This is a genomic window from Lentimicrobium sp. S6 (genome assembly GCF_013166635.1).
GTDB lineage: Bacteria > Bacteroidota > Bacteroidia > Bacteroidales > UBA12170 > UBA12170.
In genome coordinates this window covers 110842-136092 of the sequence record NZ_JABKBZ010000005.1, presented here as the reverse complement: position 1 = coordinate 136092, position 25251 = coordinate 110842, and the positions used below count along the sequence as shown (strand labels likewise).

Sequence of the window (25251 nt, the reverse complement as noted above, 5' to 3'; positions counted from 1 at the left end):
GGTCAGCCCTATTTTGTAAAAGTATTGACAAAGGAGAGGCTTACTTCATTTTTAACTTGAATATATAATTCAGAGCTTAACTTTAAAGCATATTAATATGAAAATAAAAATCCTATTTATCTCACTTATTGTGCTACTGCTAGTTTCAGTGTATTATAATATTAAACATGATGACATTTGGTATATAAGCTTTCCGAATGCAAATACCAGACCGACTTACAACACATTCCATAATATAAAGGAAGCACAAAAGATAGCCACAGGCAAAGGTATAAAAGTTGGTGTAATTGGGAAATACTTTGGTTATGAGGATAATAAATATCTTTATGCTGGAGGGAAAGATTTTACAGGGAATATGGAATCCTTAAATGATATTGCAGAGCATGGACTATGGATGGCAACGACATTGAAAGAGATTGCTCCGGGTGCAGAAGTTTTTGCACTTTGCGCAAGAGAGAATAACAAAGCAAAGGAGGCAAGGAATATATGTGAGGCTATTGATTGGGCAATTGAAAACAAAATTGATATTTTGACTTATTCAGCTGAAGCCTTTAGTGTTGAGAATAGGACTATAATTGATGAAGCAGTACAAAAGGCTATTAATTATAACATTGTCACTACATTTATTCATTATGATTTGCAGGATAATATTCTTCCATATGGCTTTTTACCGAAACTAACAGAACCTTATGAAAGAGAACCTGATGTAAATATTTTTCATTTCGACTATAATCTCATGTTAACTTTTTCTTATAAAAACTTTCTGAAATTAGATAGGAAAGTAGGAAATAATATTGGAGCCTACCCCTATTTTTCAAATTCATCTATGTCTCCAGTCTTAGCTGGCATTATTGCAATGATGAAAGAAATTAATAATGACTTAACTCCAGAAGAATATAAAAAGGTTATGATAGAAACAAGTATGCAAATAGAATACAATGATTATAAAGTGAGGCATGTTGTTGATGCAAATGCAGCAGTCAATTATTTATTAGAGGAGGAATTATGAAAATTAGATTAGTAATAATAATTGTGTTATTATCAATAATATGTGATATTTATTCACAACAAATAAACAGCATCAACAAACTATTTGAAGAGTTCAATAGTATTGACTCACCTGGAGTTGTTGCTGTACTAGTTCAAAATGGAGAAATTAAACACTTGAACGGATATGGTAATGCAAATCTTGAATACGAGATTCCAATTACATCAAAAACCATATTCCATATAGGATCAGTATCAAAACAATTTACAGCTTTTGCTATTCTTCTTTTAGAAAACCAAGGGAAATTATCACTAGATGATTTTATAGGAAAATACTTAAATGATCTCCCAAAGTTTAAGAATAAAATAAAAATTAGACATTTACTGCATCACACTAGCGGATTACGAGAACTTGAAAAATTACAACAAATTGCAGGGATTACATCAGCGGATCAAATTGAGTCGTCATTTCTTTATAAGCTGATTAAAAATCAAAATGATTTAAATTTCGAGCCAGGCGAGGAGTTAGAATACACTAATACTAATTATTTCTTATTGGCAAAAATTGTTGAATATATTTCGGGTGAAAAATTCCGGGATTGGACAAAAGAAAACATCTTTTTGCCATTAGGAATGAATAACTCACAATTCTATGATGATTGCTCAGAAATAGTTAAAAACAGAGCTTATGCCTATGGTGATTGGGATGGAGAATTGTATAAGGGCATATTGAGCTATTCATATGTTGGGCCAACAAGTGTTTTGACAACTGGAGAAGATATGTGCAAATGGTTGATTAATTTTTCGGAAATACAGCTTGGAAATGAAGCGATAATAAAAAAAATGCTTTCAGCAACTGACACATTAAATTCAGGCGAGCACGTAGATTATGGATACGGCTTTGGTATAAGCAACTACAAGGGTTTGAATATAGCTTTACATAGTGGCCATGATGCAAATTACCGGGCAGGTGTAATCTATTTCCCAGAACATAAAACCGGAATAGCTTTATTAGGTAATTATTATTCAATTAGCCCATATAAGTATGGTTTTGATATGGCTGATATAGTTTTGAAAGATTTCATTCAAGAAAAAAAGGAAGAAGACTTGGAGCCTATGAAAAATGAAGAAGTGGAAAATTATCTTCTACCATATAGCCAATTAATTGAATTTGAAGGGAATTATGTTAGTGAAGAATTAGGAGTACAATATGATTTAAATATAACTAATGACACATTAAGAGCTAGCTATTGGAGAAATGAAGAAGTTTTACTCACACCAGCCGATGAAGACCATTTTGAAGGAAACCAATATTGGTTTAATAACATTAGATTTATAAGGGATGATAATAATATAATTATAGGTTTTAAATTATCCTCTGGTAATGTTCGAAATCTAATATTTACAAAAGTATAACTGATTAGAGAGTGTTATAGCATGACAATATATATGTATGTGCTATCCAGCATAAACAATAATTTTTTAAAGTAAAAAAATGAAAATGAGAGTACTAAATTTGATGATCGGAATTCTACTAATTGTAGTAACACTAAATGCTCAAAACCATAGTAACATAGAAGCAGTGATGGATGAAGGACCTGGTAGATATCAAGTCTTAATAGATCAAGATGATACTATTAAAATTCCTTTTAAAATGCACAATGGCAAACCTTTAATGGAAATTGAAATTAATGGTGCAAAAGCAAACCTTATGATTGATAATGGTGTTTTATGGGAGCAGGTATGGCTATTCGGTTCCCCACTTGTTGATGTACTTCAATTAAAACCGATTGATTCAAAAAGTATTAGCGGTTCAGAAAATGAAAGTTCTACACATTTATACGAATCAAAAAATCTCACATTAAAATTCAATGATATCATTTTTTATGAGCAACCTGTTTTAGTTTCGCCTACAGCGGCAGGATTCGCAAGAATGTTCCCCGATGCTGATGGGCAACTGTGTAATACCTTCTTTAAGCACTTTATTGTAGAGTTCGATTTTATTGAGAATGAAATAATCTTACATAACCCAAAAGGATTTATTTATAATGGAAAAGGGAGCACCCTGGACATGCAATTAACCGAAACCGGCACCTATTCTGTTCCCTTTATAATTACCACAAATGATGGGAAGGTTTATAAGGATAGGGCAGATATTGATCTTGGTGGAATCTATCCCTTTAAAGTTGCCTTAAATACATCTCTTGATATTAAAGCTCCTACTGGTTCAAAAAAACGTGATGCTTTTGGTGGAACAGAATACTTTGCGAAAATTGATAATATGACCATCGGAGATTATACATTCGAACATGTAAACGTTGTTTTTGGAGATGAGAAAACCGCCAGAGTACATCCAAAGAATATTGGAATGATTGGCTTGCCGATGTTCATGAAATTCAATATTATCTTCGACTATTTTAACAATATAATTTATATCGAACCCAACGAAAATTTCAATAAACCATTTAATTAGTAAAAATTTAATATGAAAAAAATTAAGAAATTTTTATTATTCATTTTACTAATCCCTTTTTCTCTTCTTATAATCTTGATAGGGTATAGTTTAATAAATGAAGTAATCAAATCCAGAGATGATTTAACCCATTTCCCTGCACCAGGCAAAATGATAGAAGTAAACAATGCAAACATACATATTTACTCAACAGGAGAAAAAAATGACACACTCCCTACTGTTGTTCTTGAAGCTGGGGGAGGGATGTGTTCAGTAGATTGGCAGTTAATTCAGAATGAAGCAACTAGCTTTATTAGAACCTGCTCTTGGGATAGACCTGGCTATGGGTGGAGTGATATTTCTAATAAACCCCGGACATCTTTGGAATCTGCTAAAGAATTGCACGAAGTACTTTTAAAAAATGGCGAAGAGCCACCCTTTCTGTTAATCGGTCATTCATATGGTGGCCATACTATTAGAATATTTGCAAATTTATATCCCAATGAAGTTTATGGGCTTATATTTCTTGACCCTCGTCCAGATAATATGTTGGACTTGCCAGTTCTGAACGAAATTGGAAATGGTCAAACAGAACAACTTAAATTATTTCTATTCCTATCAAAAATAGGAATTACAAGGTTGATAGGAAAGGATATGATACCAGTTTCGTTCCAAGAAAAATTACCAGACTACCCAACTCAAATCTGTTTTCAACCCAAATACTTTAATGCAAATATTAGCGAAGCCGAAAACATTTTATTAAGTGATAAACAAGTCAAACAATTTGGATTTTTAAATACAATTCCTTCTAAAGTGATAAGGCATGGTATTCCTGATATTTTTTCTGGGCTTTTACCACAAGATTCCATAATAGCAGAAGAAGAATGGAAAAAATCACAAGAGAATATTTCAGCTCTATCACTGAATAGTCAAGTTTGGATTGCAGAAAAAAGTGGACACAATATCCATATTGAACAACCAGAAATTGTCATAAAAGCAATAAAAACCTTGTTAAAAAACTTCTAGAAGAATAAAAAAACAAGGTATTATGCTTTGTGACGAAAATAGTATTAAATAAATAAAATAATTAGATACAAATACTTAATATCTGATAGTTACGCTCTCTTAACTACACCAAATCAGAAAAATAACCATTAGAAAAATTTGAAAAAACTAATTATAGATTAGCCCTCAGTTAAAAAAATAAACCAATCATAATTACTATCAATTAAAAAATAAATCATGATCAGAAAAGCACTAATTTTTCCATTTTTAATTACTGGAATTCTTATTTTAGGAACAATAACAAAAGCTCAAAACCTAATGCCAAATGAGATTATTAAAACGAATTTTAAGACAATTACAAAATTTCAAAAACAAGGATGGTCCAATCAACTATATCAACAACCCGATCTACCTAGACTGGTGAAAAAATATACAAATGACAATAATTCTTGGTTGTATATTTACAATACAAATCATACATATGACTACAATAACAATCTAATTTATTCTTTGGAAACTAATGTTCCAGATAATACAAATAGTATAAAAGACTCTCTAATTTATAACTCGCAGGGAAAACTGACTCAAAAAATAACAAATGCTTGGCAAGATGATACGTGGGTAAATTTTCAACGATCAAATATTACATACAATTCCAATGGTTATAAAACATTAGAACTCATTGAAAGTTACAATGTAGATACTTGGGATACTACTTTCTTTGAGGAAATGAACTTTGAGAATAATCAAATCAGCCAATATTATAGCTTTATGGGTCTTATGGGAATGAAAATCGAGGTGCAAATTGATTTCATTTACGATGGTTCAAATGTTCTACAGGAGATGAACTTTTCTACTACTGATTTTGAAACAGGTGAACTCGTCTACTTTCAGAAATTAACTGACCTTACTTTTGAATCTTATACTGGCAATTACGAAGAAGACAAAATAGAAACGGCGGAAATAAACATGTGGAATAACGAATGGGTCTATTTTGGCAGATTCGAAACAGCCTATGATGATTTGGGAGGCTATGAAAGGTTATATGAAATTTACGACGGATCAGCATATGAAAATTTTCAGCTGGAAACAGAAACTTATGATGAATACCTGAATCTAGTTGAATCCAAAATAGAAATCTGGGAAAATAATTCATGGATTATGGATACTGGAGAAAAGAATACACTGGAATACGAAAACAACAATCTTGTGCAACGTATTATACAAACTTGGAATATGGACAGTAATTCCTATATCGATATGAATATGGAAGAATACGAAGATTTTCTTATTACAAGTAATTCAACTCTATTCAATCAGGAAGCAAACTTTAAATTCCAAGTGTTTCCAAATCCAGCAATTGAGAATGTATATGTCATCTTTGAGAAAATCACTCTATCTAAAATGAGAATTGAACTTTTTGATAATCTTGGAAGATCACAACTGAAAAAAACCTTTTCTACAAAAACTAATAGTTTCGAGTTGGATTTGAAAAGCCTAAAAAAGGGATCTTACCTACTTAAAATTACAACACCTTTTTCCACTCAAACCAAGAAACTGATCATTTCAAAGTAAGTAGAAATTGTTCTAGGAAATAAATACAAATAACAAAATAATTTGAAACCATGAAAACAAATCATTATTACAATTTATTTGCAATGGTAGTATTCTTGTTAGTTTTATTTCAAAACGAGAGAATATTTAGCCAGGAAACTTACTATGTACCAAACATCATACCTAAGACAATCTATTCAATGGATCTTGATTTCGATTTCCAATCAGGTATTTTAACTGGTCAAGGCAAGTTGGAGTTTAAAAATGATGGCAAACGAGCCATTCATATAATTGCATTTGACTATGCTATAAATGATCACCAGTTAATACAATTAAGACAGGATGGATCAGAGTTGAAAACCCTTAGCAACGATGGCAAAAAGAGCTTAAATAATCCTGTCTATTTTATCCTTGATAAACCTATAGATGTAAATGATTCGATAAGTTTGAAGGTGCATTTTAAGCGTCGTTTGTATACCGATATAAATCCAGATGAATTTCAACATCAGAATCTTATTCCGCGTTTATGGTGGGATGGTATCCCTAAATCAGAGGCATACAAGATAAAATTGAATAAATTACCCGATTATAAAATTGCTGTTAGCGGTAGATATAATAAGACTTCAGGCTATTATGAAAACGATAATACAAAGAACTTTGGATTCTTCTTTTCGAAAAAATGCCAGGTTCTTGAAGAAAAAGTAAATGGTGTCTTAGTCCGGGTTATATATCCAGAAAACGGATTGCTTGTGGCAGAACTTGCACTACAATCTGCCAGAGAGGTCATTCCTTTTTATATAGAGTTATGTGGCATATATCCGTATTCATTTTTGAATATTATCCCAGGGGGCTCAGGCATTTGGGGAGGTTACCCTTTTGCATCAGGTATGGTGGTAATTCATGGAATGCAGTTTTTTAACAAAGCATCCGAAAGGCACTGGCGATGGATCACAGCTCATGAAATTGGTCATCAATACTGGGGAGAATATGTTCTAGATGGTGATGATCCATCATGGATCTGGATAGCATTGGGCATCTATGCCGATCGGGAATTTTCACAATATATTGGATTAAGTGATCTCAGGCATCGTGGATGGGCAGAGCAATATTTGCAGGGTATTAGAAAAGGCTATAATACTATTTTTGATCTTCGGCCTGAAGAGGAATTAGAGTTGAAATTCGATAGAAATAATTATGTTATCCATTCCAAAGGCTTTGCTTTTATCAGTGCATTGGAAATGGCTTTGGGAAAGGAAACATTTCAAGAAGCATATAAAGATGCTCTAAAGGATTTCGGTGGAAAACAAATGGGATACAAAGAATTCCAAAAAATATGCGAAAGACAAAGCGGTGAAAAGTTAGATTGGTTTTTTGATCCCTGGGTACGAAGCAATAATTATATTTCAGTAATTATTGGTGATACTAAATGGGAAAAGAAGGAAGAAACCTATTTCTCGACGGTAAGTGTCTATAATGAAGGTGATATGATAATGCCTATCCCAATATATGCTAGCTTCACGGATGGTTCATTTCAAGTAAAAATGAGCAACCGATTATCTCGAAAATGTTTAGTTGAATTTAAAAGTAGTAGCCCAATAGTTGGAGCTACAATTGACCCTAGTGGTTATCTTGCCAACATTGTAAGTCCACCAGAACCAAGAATCGAAAAAGTAATTTCAGATATTCAATCCCTATCCTACATTGGAGCAGGTGAAAAAGCTTATCGTGTATTCCGAAATGCTTGTTTATTGGAAAAAGAAGATATAGGGCAGCATTGGTATCAATTAGGAATGACATTATTTGATGGAGGTTATTATTCTCAATCTGAATATGCATTTAGAAATGCTTCTTTATATGACCAAAAAGAAAATCAGTTTATCTCCTATTGTTGGTTAGGACATTTGCAGGACATCCAAAATAATCGATCAGCAGCGATAGCTAGTTATAAAAAGGCGCTTGAAATTTGGGATGAAGATTCCTATACGAATCCTCAATACAATATAAAAATTGATAAAAATTGGGTGGAAGAACGATTGGTTATTCCTTTTTCATTAGGTGAACCATTAAAATGGTAGGGAACTAGAAAGAAAAGCATGAAGCTTTTATCTATTTCAGGTTACACAAAACAGTGCAAATATTTATTGTAATTTATTCAGCTAAATCTTAACAATATTGAAAATCTAACAGATTAAATACTACTAATATGGATCAAAAAAAAATGAATATAAAAGGATTTTTAAGTTTAATAGCAATAGGTATATTATTATTACTGTTATTTTATACATTTTTCATTATTGGAACAATTGCAATTTCTGGGATGTTACCTGATAATAATTCAGAACCGGGGCTAGTCAGTGAAAACATCGGGTTTTTATTTTTCGGCATAATCAATATGTCTCTTGTGATCGGTTTAATTCTTACTTCACGATGGAATGGATGGAAATTAGCCCTCCTAATGGGGACAGCATATTACGGTGCAGTAACATTTTTAACCCAAATTGAAACTTGGTATTTCATGTCAAATGTTACATTTGACCCAAAACTATTACCTCATCTATTCATAATGGGTTTACCAATAGCTTTTATATATATACCACTAGTAATTTTGATCCTTGGTAAAGGTAAAAACAAAAAAATTGCAGAAACTAAGTCACTAGCAATTATTCCTGTCAAACAATGGATATGGAAATTAACTATTATAGCAATTATATATATATTATTGTACTGGAGTGCGGGATACTTTATTGCCTGGCAGAATGCAGATTTACGCGCTTTCTATGGAAGTCCAGGGGATATCCTACCATTCTGGGAACATACTGCAGCGACTCTTAAGAGTAATGCTGGGTTGATCCCGTTTCAAGCAATACGTGCTATTTTATGGACTCTATGCGCACTTCCAATTATACGTGGCTCTAATGTTAATAAATGGTGGACGGCAATTCTTGTAGGTCTCTTATTTACTATACCTCAAATGTCAGGTCTGATTTTAGAAAACCCATTAATGCCAATAGCTAGTGTACGTCTGAGTCACATTCTTGAAGGGCTTTCAACTAATTTTATATTTGGAATGATTATAGTTTGGTTACTAAATCGAAGACATAATTCAATTAATGATTTGTTAGGAATTAATAATAAAAATCAATAAAATGAAGAAATAATGGATCACATTGTATATTTAGACTATAAAGATAATGAACTACATCATTTATTAGCAGGTGAAAAAACAATGATTATAAGAGGTGCTATGGGTCGGAAATATCCTTATGGAGAATTAAACATAAATGATGTCTTGTATTTCACCGTGAACGATGGTTCTCAAATAGTACGTTCAAAAGCATTAATTCAAAGATTTACATATTCAGATAAGCTATCCAAAGATGAATCTATGGCTCTTGTCCTTAAAAATCAAAAAGCGCTATGTTTAAAATCAAGGCTTTTAAATAGATTTGGAGGAAAAAGGTATATAGTGTTAATTGAGATTAAGGGTTTCATAGTAATTGACCCATTTAAGTTTACTAGATCTGCTTTTGGCAACATGGATGATTGGCTCCCTGTGGGCAATATTGGAAAAAACGCTGAAGTTGACCACCCTTGGCCGATTTAAACTGACCACCCCAGGCCGGACTAAAGTGACCATGTTCGCCGGAGCAAACTGACCACCCTAAAAAAGAACACTCACCTACCCTGCTTAATCCTGCATTTGAGTTGCTATAGGAGCTAGGGAACAAATAAACAAATTAATTTGAATAACTAATTGATAATGTAATGAAAACTTTTCTCGGTGAAACTGAGGGGTGGTCAATCAGATTGGCACAGGGTGATCAATGTGACTGGCTTTTCCAATACGAGAGCTAAAGTTGCAGAGAAAGTGAACATATCAACAGGTAATCTGACAAAGCTTGAATATATTGATAAAGTTATGCCTGAATTTATTGATGAGATTGACAAAGGTAAGTTAACTATTAATCAAGCCCATCAAGCATTAAAGAAAAATGAAGAGAATGAAAAAATTAGAAATATTTCTTCTACTCTACCTACAACTATATCTAATGACTATTACAAAATATTTAATAAATCATCAGATGACCTTTTTAATTTAGAAAATGAAAGCGTTAATTGCATCATGACATCTCCACCTTATTGGATGAAAAGAACATACACAAATGATTCAAATGAACTTGGTGCTGAGAAAACTAGTGAAGAGTATGTGCAAAACTTAGTTACACACCTTGATAGTTCGTATCGTGTCCTCAAAAATGATGGAAGTTTCTTTTTGAATATCGGAGATTCTTATAAAAACAAATGTCTTCAATTAATCCCAACTAGAGTAGCTCTAGAATTGCAGAAAAAAGGATGGATTATTCGTAATTCTATCATTTGGCACAAAAAAGCTTTACCATTTTCAACGAGAGACAACCTGACTTCTTCATATGAATACATCTTTCATCTAGTAAAATCTAAGAATTACTACTATAATGAAGTATTGACTCCGTTGAAAAACCAATCAATAACCGTGAGTACTTCAGCACGAAAAAATGGAAGAAAATGCCTATCAGACAATGCAAAAGTTATTATTGGAGGCTTAAAAGATGGTAAGAAATTAGAAGACTATTGGACTTTTGATGTTGTAAAAACAGCTGCCGCTACACAAGCTGAAGTAAAAAAATATGGCGGAACAAATCATCCAGCACCATTCCCAAAAGAATTGCCAATTCTTCCGATACTTCAAACGACAAAACCAGGTGACACTGTACTTGATTTGTTCTCAGGTTCTGGGACTACATCAGCAGTAGCGCTTCTACTAGGTCGCAAGACAATAGCATATGAATTGAATCAAAATCATAATCAACTACAAGTTAACCGATTTGAAGATGCTATAAAAACATATAATAGCAACAATTCTCAAGCTAATAAAGCCGCATAAATCAAGTATGATGTAATGAGACCTCTCATTAAGCTGCGCAGCTATTACATCTTACTTTTTCAACCAAAATAAATAAAAATTACAGAGTGAACTTCACTTTCTACACATGTAGAAAATGTTGTACCAGACTCTTATTGTCAAATTTTAAATAAAAAAAATGAATAATACATTAGAAAAAAGAAGTCTCAATAAGAGCAAAAGCAAATCAGTAATAGAACTGAAGAAAGAACAGAAAATCATTAATTCGAAAGACAAGTTTGTATTAGATAAACCAACTAGTCTTAATTCAAAAATACTCGGTTTAAAAATCACCAGAGCAGTTTTTCAGAACAAAGAATACATAGTAAAAGCAAATAGATATGCTATTCTAATGATTCTACAACACTTATTAGATAACAATAAGATTGATTTGAAAGAAGAGCTTCCACTAAAAATAAACAAGTCTAATAGTAGATGCATTCTTAATGATAAACCATCTCATCCTAATAATTACAAGATGAGAGACATACACATATTGAAAACTATCAATGATAAACTGTATGCAGAAACAAAACTAGATACTCATACCATTCATAATGGATGCTATAGTCTTCTCTATAGATATAGTATCCCTATTGAAAGTCTGAAGATTGAGTACTCCAAGAAAAGAACTAAAGCAGGTTCTCAATATAAAGAAGCTTTAAAAACAAAAGGGTATTGTGAAATAGACAATTTAAAAACAACTAAGAGTAAAATAATAATTTAAAAATAATAATAAGATGAAAAATCGAAAAAATTCTACACCTGTATTTAATGTTAATCCTCCTAAGCTAAAGGACACACTACATGCAAATGGATCAAAGACTTATCAAACCTGTTATTACGGGTTCATAACTATTAAGAATCCAGCTTTTGTTAAGCTACTAGATCAACAAATCAACTTAGATGGATTTGGGTTCTACTATGTTGGAGCAATTCAAAACTTTGTAGATACTGGACAAGACATCTATAACGAATATAGAAATGTATTAAGAATATTAGATTAAGAAGTGATTAAAAATAAAATAAAAAACGATGAAAGAAGGAAATAAAAAGAATGAGTGTATATGTCTATTACCATTATTACCACATCAATATGAACCAATTTGCACTGAAGATGGTGAGACTTTTAGAAGATGGAGCTGTAGCTGTGGTCGAATTGGAGAAGAACATTATGATTCAGATTTAAACTTTATTGGAATGTTTAATTTCTACAAGCCAGTAAAAGATGAAATAGACCTCAATTATGATGATGTAGATTTCTTTGATTTAGATGATTATACACCATTTAAAAGTGCAGATTCAGATTTTTTTGATATTGATTAAGTAATATCATTTATCAAAAACAGAGAATATGAAAAAATTAAATATAACTCAAAAACAAGATTAAATGAAACCAACAATAAAACAACAAATTAGAAATGATATTGACATTCTAATAAAGACTGAGAAATTAATAACTTGGGCTATTCTCGGCATAACACCTTATCCTGACAATTGCAATTATACATCTTATGAAGGTAAAGTGGTATTTGATTATATGAAAGAGTTAAATATAGCCTATGTCTGTTACACAAATATCTCTTCTGATAAACGGATGCACGGAAATACCAAAGTTTTTTATAATGATATTTCTGAAAGAAGAAAAAGAAAAATCCAACAAATTAATAAATCAATTCAGAATAATAAATAAGCAAAATGAAATCCTTCAACCAAAAATAAAGTTCATAAATGTTCTTATAAAAGATTTTTTCCTTATCACCCAGGTCCATAATGGCTTAGGCTAAATCCCCAATGCAGTCATCAAAATAAATACTTATTACCCTGTAGATAAGGAGGTTATTAAACATTTCCTCCTTAAATTAGCCTAAACTTAAATTTCTAAATATGAATAAACAATCGGACTATATCGAATATGATATTGCCTTGAACAAAGGCTTGAAATTACTAAATGATGATAAAAAATGCATTCTGGGGTTTTACATCATTTTTTCAATAAATGTGGGTACAAGAATTAGTGACACCTTAAGAATTAAACATTCAGATCTGCATGGTGATAGAATTATACTAAAGGAGATGAAAACAAAAAAAGTCAGAGAAATTACTTTAAATAATGTGGTGAAGAAAGCTTATAAAAAATTGGTTGAGAAACTAGATAAGATTTATTTCAGATATGATGAAGATGATTTCATTTTCATTTCACAGAAAGGCACCGTTTATCGGACACAATCTATAAATGTAATTCTAAAGAAAATCTTCAATTCAAAGAAACTTCAAATCAGTTCACACAGTTTAAGAAAAAGCTTTGCAAGACGGATATATTCACAATTAGGAGAATCTGAATATGCCCTTGTCCTATTATCCGACATTCTTAGCCATAGCAATTTGGCAATAACCCGCAGATATTTAGGTATACGTCAGGAAACAATTCGAAATATTTATTTGGAACTTGAATAATAAATTCATCTTTTTCTTCGAAAATCTATTATTGTCAATATTGACAAAATTAATTCCTGTCCTTTTCCTTTTTATTGCTCTATCATTACCCTTCCCCCATTCTCACCAAAATGAGAATATACAGATTTGCATTATTTGGCTACAAACTGAAAAAATGCAAATCAAAATTAAAAAAATTCAAACTTTTACTTTTCTCTCGACTATATATTTTAATGCTTATTCATAAAGTGAGAGACTAACAAATGATTTTAACTAAAAAGAAAAATATGAGAAAAATAATCCAAAACAATGGAGAGCAAAATCCTTTAGCAAGAATATATTTTAAAGAGATTATGAAACGGATCAATAAAAAAGACATCAGGAGTGCGTGCTCATGGTGTGAGAAAAACAAAGTAGAAATTTATCAAGATTGTTCTGGTAAATTTGTCATTGACGCTGAATTCGATTTAGCATATAACAGACCTATTATTAATAGATACAAATCAAAATATGGAAAAGATTGGTTGAAAATGTATGAATTATGCAAAGAGAACAAACTACATATTGCAGACATGAATCACAAAGAAATTTCAAGATCAAAAAGGTATCAGCCAAAAAGTAAAGCGAGTAGTGATTTTCTAAATAAATTCAAATGAAGACTAGTTTAGAATACAAATATTTTCCAGGACTAACCGTATATTGTAATCAATGCAACTTAAGCATTCATCACAAGAACAAAGGTAATAAATGCAAGCATCCAATCAATAAGCAAGTTTATAAAGCTATAGTCAGGATACCCAACTCAGGATATGATAGAAAAACTAAAATCTTAAAGGCACGAGACTATAATGAAGCTGTCAAAGAGTTTATTGACTTCAAAGAACAAGTGAAGAATCCAGTGTTATATCAGCAATCTGATAAAAAGCTCAAACCTCAATTATTGAAAGATGGAATAGCAATGTATATAGATTACTTACAAGATGAAGGCACTCCCCATCATATGAAGAAACACCTTGAACAATCTTATATAAAAAGCACAATAACCTTCTTGAAAGAATTTGTCGGTTTTATTGTGAAAAAAGGAGCAAAACTAAATACATACAAATTAGAATCCATCAATGATTCTGTTGTCGGTAAATACTGTGAGTTTCTCGAGAAAAAGAATGGAAGTAATTATACATACAATGGGAAGGTAAAAGCTATGCGCACCTTCTTTAATTACTTAATTGACAATGAAGATTACAAACTGAGAAATGTATGGAAGAAAGTGAATCTAAAATCTGAGAAACCAACTGATATAAGCATTTCAAAAAAAGATTTCTTTGATTTATTATCCGTAATTAACTCTGAGGATGCTATTTTACAAACTGGTAAGACTAAAAGAAATATGTACAGACCTTGGTTAAAGGATTTAACCAAATTAAAAGCTTTCAGCGGAAGAAGGAATGCTGAGCTTTTTGCAATGAAATGGAATATGATTCATTTTGAAGATGATGTGCCTATCTATATTCAAAGTCCAAACATTAAAATCAATAAACAGCAAAATAACTTTGATAAGAAGGATTACCAATATTCATTCGTTCCAGTTGGAGAAGAACTTCTTGAACTTTTGAACGAACTCAGTTTAGAAACAAATAAAGATGGCAGTGATTACATTATTGCTCCTGAAATCGAGAATAGAGTCACCCTTGAAACCTATGCCAGCAGATATTTCACCTTCTTTTTCAAAAAACTGAAACGAAAGTATACCAGACAGCTGAAGCATTTAAGACAAACCTATATCACAAGAGAAGATCTGTTTGTCAATAGAAAGATTTCAATGCAGCATAGCAACTATAGAACTACCTCAAAGCACTATATTGACAAACGAGAAATTGCCAAGGAAATGGTTAAAAATGGATTTAGGGTTTTTGATAAATAACAGAAATAATAAATATGAGATCTCATTATATAATTGAGAAGTAAAATAGAACTTCAGAATGAAAAACTAACCTTGTTTCATCTAAATATAGTAGATGATTGGAAAAACCGCTAGACTGGACCACCCCTTGCCGATTTAGACTGATCACCCAAAGCCAGTTTTAACTGACCATGTCTGCCAAAGAAATTGACCACCCTAAAACAGAAGGTTCAAATCCCCAGCTTAATCCTGTACTTGAGTTTCATTAAGATCTAGGGAGCAAGAAAACAAATTAATCTGAATCATTAATTGATCATGTTATGAAAACTTTTATTGGTGAAATTGAAGGGTGGTCAATATGATCGGCACAGGGTGATCAATGTGACTGGCTTTTCCACTTTGAGTTTTCAATCTGATTCTTTCTAATGATATTTATAATTTGTATTCCTGTTAACTTCTTTGAGCTGACTCGAATCCTTTAAACTCCGTATTTATCACTATTCTTCGTATCATATTCCGATGGCCTATGAACACGATTTATCAAATCTAAAGAAGTCAATATTGACAAAAATAAAAGCCCCACTTATCAGTGAGGCTCAACTTCCTTAATAAGGTATATTAGAATTTTCAAAAGATTGTTTCTATGGGGGAAGATAAATCTTTCGGTTATTTGGTTTCAATTTTTTCAAAAAGGGCACTCCAGAAGGGCACTCCAGAAAATAAAAAAAGGCTTCGCAATTCGCAAAGCCTTGACAATCTGTATTTTACAAGTGGAGAATAGCGGAATCGAACCGCTGACCTTTTGACTGCCAGTCAAACGCTCTAGCCAACTGAGCTAATCCCCCAATACAATATGAACTTATTTAGACTAAAATTCTAAATATTGCGAGTGCAAAAATAAGCAATAATCCAATCTAGTCAAGTATTTTTAGAAATTTATTATTTCATGCATTTTTTTTGCATAGTTCGCTGCAATTAAATGTATCTTTGTCAAGTTAATAAAACAAGAAAAGCAATATTCTGGGGACGAAATTGCTTTCTTTATTTATAGATATTTTGATCATAAAAACAGCATATTAAAATGAAGGTTGATGTATTATTAGGGCTTCAATGGGGAGACGAAGGAAAAGGGAAAATTGTTGATGTTTTTACACCAGACTATGATATCATTGCACGATTTCAAGGCGGACCAAATGCTGGTCACACCTTAGAGTTCAATGGTGAAAAACACGTTTTACATACTATTCCATCAGGAATCTTTCATGAAACCACCAAAAATATTATTGGAAACGGGGTCATTATAGACCCTTATATTTTTGATAAAGAGATTCAAAAATTAAGACTATCGAATGTAAAACCTGAGAAAAACCTTTTTGTTTCTAAAAAGGCTCATTTAATTCTTCCTTCTCATAGGTTATTAGATGCTGTTTATGAAAAATCGAAAGGTGCATTAAAAATTGGTTCTACCTTAAAAGGTATTGGCCCTTGTTATACCGACAAAATTAGCCGTACTGGTTTAAGAGTTGGTGATTTGACTTGTGGTAACTTCCAAGAAAAATACAACAAGAAGAGAGAACAGCATTTAACGATTGTTGAAAGCTATAAATTTGATACTAATGAGTTTTTAATCGATGGGTTGCCTTTCCCAGAATATGAAGAAAAGTGGATGGCTACGACTGAGACTCTTAAAGCTATGAATTTAATAGATTCGGAGCATTATATTAATAAGGCATTGAAGAATGGTGAACGAGTTTTAGCAGAAGGCGCTCAAGGTACTATGCTAGATGTGGAGTTTGGTTCTTATCCATTTGTTACTTCTAGTAATACTATTGCCAGCAGCGTTTGTTCTGGATTAGGTATTGCGCCTCAAAAAATTGGTCGAGTTTATGGAGTTTTTAAAGCTTATTGTACCAGAGTGGGCAGCGGCCCCTTCCCTACTGAACTTTTCGATGCCGATGGAGAAGCCTTAAGAGATAATGGTCATGAGTTTGGAAGTACTACTGGTAGAGCTCGCCGTTGTGGCTGGTTAGACTTGCCTGCACTTAAATATGCCATTATGCTGAATGGCGTTACTGATTTGGTGATTACAAAGGCTGATGTGATGGATGATTTTGACCATATCAAAGTAGGAGAAAAATACATCTATGGAGAAGAAGAATTAGACTACTTCCCATTCGAAATTAATGATGACAATTTAAAGCCTGAATATTCTATTCACAAAGGCTGGAAACAAGACATCACCAAAGTTGAGAAGATAGAAGATATCCCTGAAGAGTTAATGACCTACATAGCTTTTGTTGAGAAAGAAACAGAAGTACCTGTGACTATCGTTTCTGTTGGACCAGATCGAACTCAAACTATTATTAGAGAATAAGTTCTCGTAATAAGACATAAAAAAATCCCGAATTCAATTGAATTCGGGATTTTTTGTGTTTAATTGAAACACTATCGCTTCAACACTTTTCGTGTTACTATGGATTGACCATCATTAACACTTACTAAATAAGTTCCTGCTGGCAAGTCAGCTACATCCATACTCAAATTGCTTGTAGTACTCATATGCTGAATCTCTCGTCCGCTTAAATCTAAAAGACTGATTTCTTTAACCTGATTAGACTCCTCATTAAATAAAATCTGTAATTCATCTTTTACAGGGTTCGGACCAACAACTAAACCAAGTTCATTTTGCAATTCCGAAGTTCCTACTGTAACAGAACCTACCTTATTGATAATCCAATTATCAGGATCTACGACAACTTGAATGACTGGCTGAGAAATTTCTGTTTGATAAGAGACAAGGTTACTGGTGATAGGAATCTTTATAATAGTATCTTGTCCGGCTCCAAAATTTAATTTCACTTCTAATGGTAAATCAAAGTATGGAGTTGAAAAAGAAGCAGAGGCAGTATGACTTATTGTTAAATGCATACCTGCATCATTATAATAATATTCAACACTATAAGTTGGATATCCTTCTCCAAAATACCACTGCTCAAAATAAGAATCTAAATCTACTCCTGTAAATTCAGATACAGAATTTTTAAAATCGATTCCTGATGCTATTTGGTCTGTGTATTGTTCTGTATAGTCCTGAAGTGCTCCAAAGAAAAGTTCATCATCATCAATTAAATAGCGAAGAGAATGAATAATAGCCGCTCCTTTTTTATAGGTTAAACGACCATCAAATATACGCCATTCATTGCCATAATACACTTCGTTTTCTGGTACATAAACACTTCCATTTGGCTGTTGCATAATATTATTATGTGCTGAGCTCATCCAGGAATTAGCAGTTCCTTGACTATTCAGATATTGGTCTCCCAAATACTCTGAATAACTTGCGAATCCCTCATTAATCCAAATATCACTCCAAGTTGCACAAGTAATATTATCTCCATACCATTGGTGTGCCATTTCATGAGTATTCAAGCCAAACTCAAAACTTCCAATAGTCGTCATGGTTTGATGCTCCATACCTCCACCTATTTCAGCTAAACAATTTCCATACTTTTCTTCATGGAAGGGATACAAACCATAAAGCTCAGATAAAAGCTCCATAATCTCGGATGATCTATTAATATTATTCTGATTATTGGGCAAACAATTTGGATGATCATAAATAAAATTCTGTATTAACACGGAATCACCATCTAATTGAATAGGTTTAGCATACACATTATACTCTTGATATTCAGAAACTGAAAATGACATTAAATAATACGAAATTGGATAGTTTGTTTTCCATTTATATGTTTTTGTCAAGCCTCCATTTTCTATTACCTCGGTCAAAAGGCCATTTGTTCCTACCATTTCCGAACTTGAACAAGTATAGTCTTGGTAAACTGAATCAATTTTATCATTAAGATTTTGACGTACTGGCCACCAGTCACGGGCAGAAAAAGGTTCAGATAAAGTCCAGGTCACATATTTACCATAGGAATTATTATATTCTGAGGAAATACCACTGAAGAAACCTCCTCCAGAAGAAGAATCTCCGTGATAATAAGTGATCAAATCAATATCATCACCTTCTACCATTTCTTCAACCACCAAAAATATTTCGGAATCTACAAAAGTTGGACTAACCAACTCACCATTAAAGCGCATAGAATCTATGGTTAAGGCTTCGTTTAATTCTAAATAAATAGTGTCTAAATTTGGAGATGAAACTTTGGCAAGCATATGAGCAGAACCTCCAACAGCAGTACTGGTACTTTCTACGTTTAAATCCAGATGCACAAAATGCATATCGTACAGATCTGCTACATGAGTAACATCATTGGTCGATTTAAAGCTTTGTTCAAAATGATGTTGGTGACTACATTTTTGATCAATATTCTGGTTATACGGAACCTGGGCAAAGGAGAACATAGCCAATGCCGTCAAAACAAATAGTAAAGATTTTTTCATGGATGTTGTGTGTAAAATTTATGGCCTAAAGATACAAGAATTGACAGTGTCATTTACTAAAAATATGTTAAGCAAATGGTTTTCGGCAACGATAAGAATTTCTTAGGCAAGAAAAATGCTGTCAAAACAAAGTTCAACAGCATTATATATTTTAAAATGAATCTATTATAATTGTATAGACTCAGCTAAATCAAAATCAATTAAGATACGTCCACAATACTCACAAACGATAATCTTTTTACTCATTTTAATTTCCATTTGATGTTGAGGTGGGATTTTATTATAACATCCACCGCAAGAATCTCTTTCAATTGGAACAACAGAAAGTCCATTACGAGCATTTCCACGAATTCTCTTATAAGCTTTTAAAAGTCTGGGGTCAATGATTTCTTCAAACTTCTCTGACTTAATCATTAGTTCTTCTTCTTCAACACGAGTTTCCTTAATAATATCGTCAAGCTCTGATTTTTTTACTTCTAAATCAGTACGACGTTCGGTAAGCTTAGCAGAAGCCTGCTCAATACTGGCTTTTTTCGAATCTAATTCAACAGTAAACTCTTTAATTCTTTTCTCTGCCAATTGGATTTCAAGATTCTGAAATTCCATCTCTTTAGACAAACTATCATATTCACGATTATTGCGAACATTCATTTGCTGTTCTTCATACTTCTTGATTAGCGCTTGGCTATCTACAATAGCACCGTTTTTCTCAGAGATTAGTCTTTCTAAATCCTCAGTTTCTTGAACAAATTTATCAACACGAGTTTCTAAACCTGCTATCTCATCCTCTAAATCTTCAACCTCTAAAGGAAGTTCACCTCTTACAATTTTAATCTTGTCAACTTGCGAATCAATTAATTGTAATGAATACAAAGCGGTAAGTCTTTGTTCATTCTTAATTTCTTCCTCAGTTTTGGTATGTTGAATTACAACTGGTTCTTCAACTTCAACTACCTTTTTTTTCCTTGCCATATGATAATGTTTATTCTATTGCTAAAAGTAATTTATCGGATTTGTCTGATGCTCCGAAATTTGGACTGCAAATTTAGGAAAATTTTCAATAAGAAAATCAGCTATCAAAACTTTAGTAAATTGTTCACTTTCATAATGCCCAATATCAGCAATTATAAATTGCTCATTGGCTTCAAAAAACTCATGATATTTAATGTCCCCACTGATATATATATCGGCATGTGAAGCCTTTGCCGCACCAATTAAAAAGCTCCCTGAACCACCACATAGCGCCACTTTCTTAATTGGTTTTTGCCTTAAAGAAGTATGCCTAACACAACCAACATCCATTTTTTCTTTTAATAAAGATAAAAATACCCCCTCTTCCATTTCTTCTGGTAATTCACCAATAATCCCTGCACCTATACTATCATTTTTATTTTCTAATTGATAAATATCATAAGCTACTTCTTCGTATGGATGGCTTTTCAATAGTGCCGAAATCACTTCCCCTTGTATATGTGCCGGAAAAATGGTTTCAAATTTCACCTCTGCTTCATCATGTAACTGACCTACTTTTCCAACAAAAGGATTACTGTTTTTATTTCCTTTGAAAGTTCCTGTTCCTTCTGTACCAAAACTACAATTCTCATAATTACCAATATGGCCAGCTCCAGCTTGAAAAATAGCTTGTCTTACCTCTTCTAAATGTAACTTAGGAATATACACAGCTAGCTTTTTCAGTGATCCTTTTTGAGAAAGTAATATCTTGAAATTCTGAATCCCTAATTTTTCGGCAATCTTTGCATTTACTCCATGCATAACATTATCAAGATTGGTATGAATCGCCATAATAGCAATATCGTGTTTAATAGCCTTCATCACCACTCGTTCTTCTGGAGTTTTACCTGTCAAACTTTTTAAACCCTTAAATATTACAGGGTGATGACTAATAATTAAGTCAAAATCTCCTTGAATAGCCTCCTCAATGATTTCTTCTGTTATATCTAAACTTATCAAGATCTTTTCAATTTCTTGGCTTGGATCTCCAACTAACAAGCCGGAATTATCATAGGATTCTTGCAATGTAAAAGGGGCCCACCTATTGAGAGCTCCAAGTAACTGGTTTAATTTCATCATATTTATCTATAAAAAACGCGAAGACTTTAACATCACAAAGGTATGGTTTTGAATCTTTTTTATGTCTTAATTTTTATAAAAAATATAAGAAGAACTTTTCTTATAAAATCACGTATAAAAAACTTGAGATCCGTAATACTTAAACTTAAATTTGTGATGTGTTTATCTTAAGAATCTTGCTTTTACCACTATCCCTAATTTATGGGACAATCACCTTCATTCGAAATTTACTTTTCGATTGGGGTGTATTTCGTGTGACAAAACATCAGGTTCCTATTATCTCGGTTGGAAATTTAAGTATGGGAGGAACTGGAAAAACTCCACATGTTGAGTTTCTCATTTCTCAACTTAATGACAAATATCAATTAGCAACACTTTCAAGAGGCTATGGCAGAAAAACAAAAGGTTATGTCATTGCCAATTCCGAATCAGATGCCAATACCATAGGGGACGAACCTTTGCAATATTATCATAAATTTGAAAATATCAAAGTGGCAGTAGATGGGAATAGAAACAGAGGAGCTAAAAAACTTTTGCAAACCCATCCGGAAACAGAACTTTTGATTTTGGATGATGCTTATCAGCACAGATTTATCCACCGCGATCTCAATATCATGCTCTCTGATTTTCATAATGTTTATAAGATAGACCATGTAGTTCCTAGCGGTCAATTGAGAGAATTTAGAAGAGGTGCAAAAAGAGCAGATATTATTGTAATCACTAAAACCCCTGTTGTTTTATCACCAATTACCCGCAGAAGATTCGAAGATGAACTCAAACTTAAAGACCATCAAAAACTCCTATTCTCCAAAATAGAATATGATGGTTTCATAAGTTTTAATCAAGGTAATAAACTCAAGAAGGAGCCAACAGTATCTACTATTCTATTATTTGAAGGAATTGCAAACTCCTACCCGCTTCAAGATTACTTAAAAAGGTTTTGTAACGAACTCATTGTTTTAAGTTTTGCCGATCATCATAATTATACTAAAAAAGATATTGAACTCATTCACAAAACATACACCGATGTTTTTAGTAAAAACAAACTCATTGTAACAACCGAAAAAGATGCTCAAAGACTATCCACTTCGGAACATAAAGATGTACTAAAATCATGTCCCCTTTTCTATATCCCTATCCATGTGGTCTTCCATAATGGGGATGAAAAAGTGCTAATGGATAGCATACAGAATATTTTTTAATCTTTTTACTACTCCTTTAATTTTTGTTTTTCAATACCTTACACAACATCTAGTGCGTCATATCCAAATATTTTAGTACTTTGTATTGCATAGTACTGTGTTTTTATACTATCTTTGCATCGCATAGTATTATAATTTTACCCATGAAAACAAAAGTATAATGAACATTGAGAAAACAAAAGCACAGATGCGAAAAGGTGTTTTAGAGCTATGCACACTTGCTATTATAGCCGAAAAAGACGCCTATGCATCTGACATTATTGACAAACTAAAAAGCTCTGACCTGATTGTGGTAGAGGGAACGCTCTACCCATTACTTACTCGCTTAAAAAACGACGGACTCCTCCAATATAGATGGGAAGAGTCTACCTCGGGCCCACCACGAAAATATTATCAGCTAACTGAATTGGGCGAATCCTCGCTCATCATGCTGAAAAGCAGTTGGGATGAACTCACCACTGCAGTCGACAAAATCATATCTGTAAAACATTAAACGATATCAAGATGGAAAAGACATTAACAATAAATATAAGCGGGTGGGTTTTTAATATTAATGAAAACGCTTACGAAAAATTAACCCAGTATTTTAAGAAACTAAATGCTCACTTTAAAAAAGAGGATGGTGGCGATGAAATTGTGGCCGACATAGAAGCCAGAATCGCGGAGCTATTTAAGGAAAGAACCCCAGAGCAGATTTCAGTGATCACCATGGAAGACGTGGATGATATCATGAAAATCATGGGACAGCCCTACGAAATGGAAGAAGATAGTTCTGATGAGCCTTTTGAGCCAAACAGTCATTTCAACAAATTCAAGAAACATTTATTTCGCGATCCCATTAATGCACATGTAGCTGGAGTTGCATCGGGTTTAGGAAAATATTTCAATCTAGATCCTGTTATTATCAGAATTATCTTTGTGATTTTAGTAACCACTGGTGGTATAGGCATTTTAATTTATTTAGGCCTTTGGCTACTTATGCCTGAAGCTGCGAGTACAAGTGACCGCATCCGCATGGAAGGCAAAAAAGTGAATGTGAAAAACATTGAAAGCAAAGTAAAAGAAGAAACAGAATATTTAAAAGATCGTCTTTCTGATTTTTCAGAAGAAGCCATGGGAGTCTATCATAAAACAGGCCCGGCTCGCAAAATTGGACTTCAAAAAATAGAAACCTTTGTTAAAGCCTTCGGACGAATCATTCTCAGAATATTAAAATTCATTTTGGGACTAATTCTATTCATTTATGGTGCTGGATTATTAGTTGGTTTTGGAATTCTATATCTTAATCTAGTTCCTGAACTAGAATTCGAGGGTTTCTTTATCCAAGGAATGTCTTTCCCTGCTTTTATGAGCAAATTCATTATTGCTAATGAATATGCTTCCATCACTCTAACAGCACTAACAGTTTTAGTCCTCATTCCAATTATTATGATGGTATTTCATGGAATTAGATTCCTATTTAACTTAAAAAGAAACAAAATGGTTGGAACCATAGCATGGCAGGCCTGGGTTGTGGCACTCATTGTTTCTTTAGGGATGAGTTATACTACCATTAGAGCTTATCATAAAGATGCTATAAAAATCACAAAATACGATTTTGAAGAAGTACAATCCGACACACTAAATATCAGATTAAATACCAATTCTTACTATCAAAATATACTATCTAGTGATAACAAAACTGTGGTTTCACAAGATAATAACCATCCCATCCTTCATGATGATGAAATTTATGGAGAACCCAGATTAGAAATTATTGAAAATGATAAAAATAGTTTCGCCCTGAAGCTATACAAAAGCTCAAATGGGAAAAATGAAGAACAGGCTAATATCAATATAGAAAATACTTACTATCATTTTACTATTGATTCAACAGGTTTATTACTGGACCCGTATTTCAAATTAGGCGAAAGTTCTAAATGGAGAAGCCAAGAAATCACATTAAAACTATATGTGCCTGAAGGGAAATCTATTATGATAGATAATAATATCAGAAGGCATTTTAAAATGGATTACCAATGGCAAAGAAACCTCTATAATCATAGAACTAAAGATTCCTATTGGATATTAAATTCTGGGAATTTTGAGGAGGCTAAAGTAGAAGAAGAATCCATTGAAAAGGAAGTCGAGCCAGCACTACCGGTGGCCAATAAAAAAGAAGCACAAGAAGAAATAGAGTAAGAAGCTAGGAGAAAATAAAACAATATAAAGATCATCAATTTACTATAAAAAGCCGACTTTCATACCGAGTCGGTTTTTTCATTTTCAGCCG

At 32.6% G+C, this 25251-nt stretch carries 23 protein-coding genes and 1 tRNA gene; 20 read left to right on the top strand and 4 right to left on the bottom strand.

The features are described from left to right. Positions 1 to 97 precede the first annotated feature (97 nt). From HNS40_RS03740 to HNS40_RS03665, 16 genes are all read left to right on the top strand, one after another. A complete protein-coding gene (locus HNS40_RS03740; protein WP_172277807.1) occupies positions 98 to 1009 on the top strand; it encodes a peptidase in 912 nt (303 codons plus the stop codon). Beyond that, positions 1006 to 2403 (top strand): serine hydrolase, encoded by a 1398-nt coding sequence (locus HNS40_RS03735; RefSeq protein WP_172277805.1) that lies wholly within the window; start codon positions 1006 to 1008, stop codon positions 2401 to 2403. The genes HNS40_RS03740 and HNS40_RS03735 overlap by 4 nt, the downstream gene beginning before the upstream one ends. 85 nt (positions 2404 to 2488) lie before the next feature. Next, the gene (locus tag HNS40_RS03730; RefSeq protein WP_172277803.1) at positions 2489 to 3460 is read left to right on the top strand and encodes a hypothetical protein; all 972 of its coding nucleotides are present in this window, start codon (positions 2489 to 2491) and stop codon (positions 3458 to 3460) included. 12 nt (positions 3461 to 3472) lie between these two features. Then, positions 3473 to 4465 carry an alpha/beta fold hydrolase gene (locus HNS40_RS03725; RefSeq protein WP_172277801.1) on the top strand — a complete coding sequence of 331 codons (993 nt, stop codon included), beginning with the start codon at positions 3473 to 3475 and terminating at the stop codon, positions 4463 to 4465. A gap of 216 nt (positions 4466 to 4681) precedes the next feature. Continuing rightward, entirely contained in the window at positions 4682 to 6019 is a 1338-nt protein-coding gene (locus tag HNS40_RS03720; protein WP_172277799.1) for a T9SS type A sorting domain-containing protein, read from the top strand. Between the two features lie 50 nt (positions 6020 to 6069). Further along, positions 6070 to 8073 carry a M1 family aminopeptidase gene (locus HNS40_RS03715; RefSeq protein ID WP_172277797.1) on the top strand — a complete coding sequence of 668 codons (2004 nt, stop codon included), beginning with the start codon at positions 6070 to 6072 and terminating at the stop codon, positions 8071 to 8073. Between the two features lie 128 nt (positions 8074 to 8201). Continuing rightward, the gene (locus tag HNS40_RS03710; RefSeq protein ID WP_172277795.1) at positions 8202 to 9143 is read left to right on the top strand and encodes a hypothetical protein; all 942 of its coding nucleotides are present in this window, start codon (positions 8202 to 8204) and stop codon (positions 9141 to 9143) included. 12 nt (positions 9144 to 9155) lie between these two features. Further along, positions 9156 to 9602 carry a hypothetical protein gene (locus HNS40_RS03705; RefSeq protein ID WP_172277793.1) on the top strand — a complete coding sequence of 149 codons (447 nt, stop codon included), beginning with the start codon at positions 9156 to 9158 and terminating at the stop codon, positions 9600 to 9602. A gap of 177 nt (positions 9603 to 9779) precedes the next feature. Next, positions 9780 to 10922, top strand: coding sequence for a site-specific DNA-methyltransferase (locus HNS40_RS03700; protein ID WP_172277791.1), 1143 nt, complete (start codon positions 9780 to 9782; stop codon positions 10920 to 10922). A 157-nt stretch (positions 10923 to 11079) separates the two neighbouring features. Further along, positions 11080 to 11667: a hypothetical protein gene (locus tag HNS40_RS03695; RefSeq protein WP_172277788.1), complete on the top strand. Its 588-nt coding sequence runs from the start codon at positions 11080 to 11082 to the stop codon at positions 11665 to 11667. A gap of 13 nt (positions 11668 to 11680) precedes the next feature. Further along, positions 11681 to 11947, top strand: a complete 267-nt coding sequence (locus HNS40_RS03690; RefSeq protein ID WP_172277786.1) for a hypothetical protein — start codon at positions 11681 to 11683, stop codon at positions 11945 to 11947. A gap of 28 nt (positions 11948 to 11975) precedes the next feature. Further along, entirely contained in the window at positions 11976 to 12266 is a 291-nt protein-coding gene (locus HNS40_RS03685; RefSeq protein WP_172277784.1) for a hypothetical protein, read from the top strand. Positions 12267 to 12330: 64 nt separating this feature from the next. Further along, complete coding sequence (locus HNS40_RS03680) at positions 12331 to 12633, top strand: hypothetical protein (protein ID WP_172277782.1); 303 nt, start codon at positions 12331 to 12333, stop codon at positions 12631 to 12633. Between the two features lie 194 nt (positions 12634 to 12827). Then, a complete protein-coding gene (locus HNS40_RS03675; protein WP_172277780.1) occupies positions 12828 to 13397 on the top strand; it encodes a tyrosine-type recombinase/integrase in 570 nt (189 codons plus the stop codon). 266 nt (positions 13398 to 13663) lie between these two features. Then, on the top strand, positions 13664 to 14032 hold the full coding sequence (locus tag HNS40_RS03670) for a hypothetical protein (protein WP_172277778.1): 369 nt from the start codon (positions 13664 to 13666) through the stop codon (positions 14030 to 14032). Beyond that, the gene (locus HNS40_RS03665) at positions 14029 to 15297 is read left to right on the top strand and encodes a hypothetical protein (protein ID WP_172277776.1); all 1269 of its coding nucleotides are present in this window, start codon (positions 14029 to 14031) and stop codon (positions 15295 to 15297) included. Before HNS40_RS03670 ends, HNS40_RS03665 begins: the two co-directional genes overlap by 4 nt. A gap of 750 nt (positions 15298 to 16047) precedes the next feature. Here HNS40_RS03665 and HNS40_RS03660 read toward each other — a convergent pair. Next, a tRNA-Ala gene (locus HNS40_RS03660) sits at positions 16048 to 16121 on the bottom strand. A gap of 236 nt (positions 16122 to 16357) precedes the next feature. Between HNS40_RS03660 and HNS40_RS03655 the strand changes: the two genes are divergently transcribed. Then, positions 16358 to 17650: an adenylosuccinate synthase gene (locus tag HNS40_RS03655; protein WP_172277774.1), complete on the top strand. Its 1293-nt coding sequence runs from the start codon at positions 16358 to 16360 to the stop codon at positions 17648 to 17650. Positions 17651 to 17721: 71 nt separating this feature from the next. On the opposite strand, the gene HNS40_RS03650 is transcribed toward HNS40_RS03655, so the two are convergent. The 3 genes from HNS40_RS03650 to HNS40_RS03640 form a co-directional block, all read right to left on the bottom strand. Beyond that, positions 17722 to 19686 (bottom strand): M1 family aminopeptidase, encoded by a 1965-nt coding sequence (locus tag HNS40_RS03650; protein WP_172277772.1) that lies wholly within the window; start codon positions 19684 to 19686, stop codon positions 17722 to 17724. Positions 19687 to 19851: 165 nt separating this feature from the next. Continuing rightward, positions 19852 to 20658: a zinc ribbon domain-containing protein gene (locus HNS40_RS03645; protein ID WP_172277770.1), complete on the bottom strand. Its 807-nt coding sequence runs from the start codon at positions 20656 to 20658 to the stop codon at positions 19852 to 19854. A 21-nt stretch (positions 20659 to 20679) separates the two neighbouring features. Beyond that, positions 20680 to 21777, bottom strand: a complete 1098-nt coding sequence (locus HNS40_RS03640; RefSeq protein ID WP_253916228.1) for a Nif3-like dinuclear metal center hexameric protein — start codon at positions 21775 to 21777, stop codon at positions 20680 to 20682. A 158-nt stretch (positions 21778 to 21935) separates the two neighbouring features. On the opposite strand from HNS40_RS03640, the gene lpxK reads away from it, so the two are divergent. From lpxK to HNS40_RS03625, 3 genes are all read left to right on the top strand, one after another. Beyond that, positions 21936 to 22979 carry a tetraacyldisaccharide 4'-kinase gene (lpxK, locus tag HNS40_RS03635; RefSeq protein WP_172277768.1) on the top strand — a complete coding sequence of 348 codons (1044 nt, stop codon included), beginning with the start codon at positions 21936 to 21938 and terminating at the stop codon, positions 22977 to 22979. A 160-nt stretch (positions 22980 to 23139) separates the two neighbouring features. Beyond that, positions 23140 to 23472 (top strand): PadR family transcriptional regulator, encoded by a 333-nt coding sequence (locus HNS40_RS03630; protein WP_172277766.1) that lies wholly within the window; start codon positions 23140 to 23142, stop codon positions 23470 to 23472. A gap of 11 nt (positions 23473 to 23483) precedes the next feature. Then, positions 23484 to 25160: a PspC domain-containing protein gene (locus HNS40_RS03625; protein WP_172277764.1), complete on the top strand. Its 1677-nt coding sequence runs from the start codon at positions 23484 to 23486 to the stop codon at positions 25158 to 25160. The last annotated feature ends 91 nt before the right edge of the window (positions 25161 to 25251 follow it).

Coding starts and splice junctions, on each gene's coding strand:
- HNS40_RS03690 (WP_172277786.1), top strand. CDS start 11,681: ATGAAAAATCGAAAAAATTCTACACCTGTATTTAATGTTAATCCTCCT.
- HNS40_RS03715 (WP_172277797.1), top strand. CDS start 6,070: ATGAAAACAAATCATTATTACAATTTATTTGCAATGGTAGTATTCTTG.
- HNS40_RS03675 (WP_172277780.1), top strand. CDS start 12,828: ATGAATAAACAATCGGACTATATCGAATATGATATTGCCTTGAACAAA.
- HNS40_RS03625 (WP_172277764.1), top strand. CDS start 23,484: ATGGAAAAGACATTAACAATAAATATAAGCGGGTGGGTTTTTAATATT.
- HNS40_RS03670 (WP_172277778.1), top strand. CDS start 13,664: ATGAGAAAAATAATCCAAAACAATGGAGAGCAAAATCCTTTAGCAAGA.
- HNS40_RS03695 (WP_172277788.1), top strand. CDS start 11,080: ATGAATAATACATTAGAAAAAAGAAGTCTCAATAAGAGCAAAAGCAAA.
- HNS40_RS03725 (WP_172277801.1), top strand. CDS start 3,473: ATGAAAAAAATTAAGAAATTTTTATTATTCATTTTACTAATCCCTTTT.
- HNS40_RS03740 (WP_172277807.1), top strand. CDS start 98: ATGAAAATAAAAATCCTATTTATCTCACTTATTGTGCTACTGCTAGTT.
- HNS40_RS03640 (WP_253916228.1), bottom strand. CDS start 21,777: ATGATGAAATTAAACCAGTTACTTGGAGCTCTCAATAGGTGGGCCCCT.
- HNS40_RS03655 (WP_172277774.1), top strand. CDS start 16,358: ATGAAGGTTGATGTATTATTAGGGCTTCAATGGGGAGACGAAGGAAAA.
- HNS40_RS03705 (WP_172277793.1), top strand. CDS start 9,156: ATGGATCACATTGTATATTTAGACTATAAAGATAATGAACTACATCAT.
- HNS40_RS03735 (WP_172277805.1), top strand. CDS start 1,006: ATGAAAATTAGATTAGTAATAATAATTGTGTTATTATCAATAATATGT.
- HNS40_RS03720 (WP_172277799.1), top strand. CDS start 4,682: ATGATCAGAAAAGCACTAATTTTTCCATTTTTAATTACTGGAATTCTT.
- HNS40_RS03710 (WP_172277795.1), top strand. CDS start 8,202: ATGGATCAAAAAAAAATGAATATAAAAGGATTTTTAAGTTTAATAGCA.
- HNS40_RS03630 (WP_172277766.1), top strand. CDS start 23,140: ATGAACATTGAGAAAACAAAAGCACAGATGCGAAAAGGTGTTTTAGAG.
- HNS40_RS03665 (WP_172277776.1), top strand. CDS start 14,029: ATGAAGACTAGTTTAGAATACAAATATTTTCCAGGACTAACCGTATAT.
- HNS40_RS03685 (WP_172277784.1), top strand. CDS start 11,976: ATGAAAGAAGGAAATAAAAAGAATGAGTGTATATGTCTATTACCATTA.
- HNS40_RS03645 (WP_172277770.1), bottom strand. CDS start 20,658: ATGGCAAGGAAAAAAAAGGTAGTTGAAGTTGAAGAACCAGTTGTAATT.
- HNS40_RS03650 (WP_172277772.1), bottom strand. CDS start 19,686: ATGAAAAAATCTTTACTATTTGTTTTGACGGCATTGGCTATGTTCTCC.
- HNS40_RS03680 (WP_172277782.1), top strand. CDS start 12,331: ATGAAACCAACAATAAAACAACAAATTAGAAATGATATTGACATTCTA.
- HNS40_RS03730 (WP_172277803.1), top strand. CDS start 2,489: ATGAGAGTACTAAATTTGATGATCGGAATTCTACTAATTGTAGTAACA.